The following is a 2,029-nucleotide window of genomic DNA, read 5'->3' on the forward strand; positions in this document are numbered from 1 at the left end:
ACGCAAAGCCACATGATTTAGGGAGTCGTGGGCTGGGTATTGTATATATGTGACAGCCGCCTATGCTGTCTTAGCGCCGGAATCCAGGAAACACTCCGTGGAGGTTCTGAAACCGATCGACGATGGCCCGAGCGGTGAGTCGCTGGGGTCCGATGATGTTCTCGGTGAGGAGAAATCCGCCGATACTGAGCGCTCCCGCGCCGCCGATCGCCAATGCGCCGAGCATCGTTCGCCGGTCCACGGCGATCTTTCCTTCTCTACTCATGTCCTCCTTTCTATCGCCCGACCAGTACCTATACGCCCATCAGAGCAGTGACAAAACAATGACGTCGACCGAACCGCCGCCTGATGCGGCGAGGTCGGCAGCTCGGGCGAACTACCGTGAGATGCGTGGAGGAAACAGATGGCTGTCCTGGTCGCTGCTGACCGCCCTCGGCGATGAGCAGGACCGCGTCCTCGGCTTGGCGTCGGGCGCACGCGCACCGAGGCGCGCTCACCGCCGTCAACCTCGGCACCGGTGCCCGGTTCGAGATGCGGCTACCGCTCATCGACGCCTACTAGAAAAGCCCCCCACCTGCGTTGACAGGTGGGGGGCTTGTGGCGGTGGCGGAGGGATTTGAACCCTCGGACGGGGGTTACCCGTCACACGCTTTCGAGGCGTGCTCCTTAGGCCGCTCGGACACGCCACCGCCGACTACGATACCGGAGGGGGTGCCTGATCGTTAAATCGGCTGGTCAGCGCTGGGTTCGGAAGAAATCGTCGAGGAGGGCGGCGCACTCGGGTTCGAGGATGCCGCCGCGGACCTGCGGCCGGTGGTTGAGTCGGCGATCGCGCACGACATCCCAGAGCGAGCCGACGGCGCCGGTCTTGGGTTCCCAGGCGCCGAAGACAACCTTGCCGACCCTGGCCAGCACGAGCGCGCCGGCGCACATGGTGCACGGTTCCAGGGTGACGGCCAGGGTCGCGCCTTCGAGCCGCCAGCCGTCGCCGTGGACGGCAGCGGCGGCGCGCAGGGCGAGGATCTCGGCGTGCGCGGTGGGGTCGCCGAGGGCTTCCCTGGCGTTCGTCGCGCGCGCGAGTTCACGGCCGTCGGCATCGAAGACGACGGCGCCGACCGGGACATCGCGCGGGTCGGCGCCCTTGGCGGCCGCGATCGCGGCGCGCACCATGTCTTCGTCGGTCACCGAGGCAGTTTGTCCAGGACGGCCGCGAATTCGGTGGCGAAGCCGAGCCGCTGGGCGATCATGCCGAGCTGCTCGTCGGGGTAGAGGTCGGTCTCGGCGAGGATCACGGCGAGCACCGGTTCCGGCAGGCCGAGGTCGGCCAGGACGCCGAGGTCGCCCTCTTCCCACGGTTCGATGTCGTCGAGTTCGTCGGGGTCGATGTCGGGGATCTCGACGTTGAGCGCGTCGAGGACGTCGGCGGCGATGTCGTAGTCGATCGCGGCGGTCGCGTCCGAGACGAGCAGGCGGGTGCCGCTCGGCGCCGGGCGCAACACGATGAAGAACTCGTCATCGACGTCGAGTAGCCCGAATACCGCCCCCGAGCTGCGCAATGCCTTCAATTCGGTCTCGGCGGCCGACAGATCCACGAGCGCGTCCTGGCTCAGTGGACTGCATCGCCACGTGCCTTCTTCGCGGACCACCGCCATGGCGAACCCTTCGACGTCGAAGTCGTCATCCGACGTCGCCCTGTTCGAGCCCGAGCGCTGTGCTGCCATGGACCAAACGGTAGTCTGTCCCGCCCGTAATGATGAACTCGTGTGCCAATCTGTTCCGATGACCCTCGACCAGCGTGCCCCTGTCTGCGTCCTCGGAACCGGCTTGATCGGCGGTTCGTTGCTGCGCGCCGCGGTCGCGGCGGGGTACGACGCGTTCGGTTACAACCGGTCGGATTCGGGTGCGGAGGCGGGGGGGGGGGGGGGGGGCGACCTCTCGGGCGGGGGGGGCGCGGGGCGGCGCCCGGGCCCCCCCCCCCCCCCCCCCCGAGTGCGCGCGGGGCCGCGGGCCGCCCGCGGCCCCCACCACC

General features: G+C 68.4%; 4 protein-coding genes, 1 tRNA gene and 1 pseudogene. 2 read left to right on the forward strand and 4 right to left on the reverse strand.

The genetic code is table 11. The features are described from left to right. Positions 1-70: 70 nt before the first annotated feature. Complete coding sequence (locus tag ACFWPJ_RS22310) at positions 71-265, reverse strand: hypothetical protein (RefSeq protein WP_378854237.1); 195 nt, start codon at positions 263-265, stop codon at positions 71-73. 173 nt (positions 266-438) lie between these two features. Between ACFWPJ_RS22310 and ACFWPJ_RS22315 the strand changes: the two genes are divergently transcribed. Continuing rightward, complete coding sequence (locus tag ACFWPJ_RS22315; protein WP_378854239.1) at positions 439-561, forward strand: hypothetical protein; 123 nt, start codon at positions 439-441, stop codon at positions 559-561. A 37-nt stretch (positions 562-598) separates the two neighbouring features. On the opposite strand, the gene ACFWPJ_RS22320 is transcribed toward ACFWPJ_RS22315, so the two are convergent. From ACFWPJ_RS22320 to ACFWPJ_RS22330, 3 genes are all read right to left on the reverse strand, one after another. Further along, a tRNA-Ser gene (locus ACFWPJ_RS22320) sits at positions 599-689 on the reverse strand. Between the two features lie 46 nt (positions 690-735). Further along, positions 736-1,170 carry a nucleoside deaminase gene (locus ACFWPJ_RS22325; RefSeq protein WP_378854249.1) on the reverse strand — a complete coding sequence of 145 codons (435 nt, stop codon included), beginning with the start codon at positions 1,168-1,170 and terminating at the stop codon, positions 736-738. An 11-nt stretch (positions 1,171-1,181) separates the two neighbouring features. Then, positions 1,182-1,721 carry a tRNA adenosine deaminase-associated protein gene (locus ACFWPJ_RS22330; protein ID WP_378854241.1) on the reverse strand — a complete coding sequence of 180 codons (540 nt, stop codon included), beginning with the start codon at positions 1,719-1,721 and terminating at the stop codon, positions 1,182-1,184. 58 nt (positions 1,722-1,779) lie between these two features. Here ACFWPJ_RS22330 and ACFWPJ_RS22335 point away from each other — a divergent pair. Further along, positions 1,780-2,029 (forward strand): annotated as a pseudogene (locus tag ACFWPJ_RS22335) (hypothetical protein); the annotation flags it as partial.

This window comes from Nocardia sp. NPDC058497 (assembly GCF_042720195.1).
Taxonomy (GTDB): domain Bacteria; phylum Actinomycetota; class Actinomycetes; order Mycobacteriales; family Mycobacteriaceae; genus Nocardia.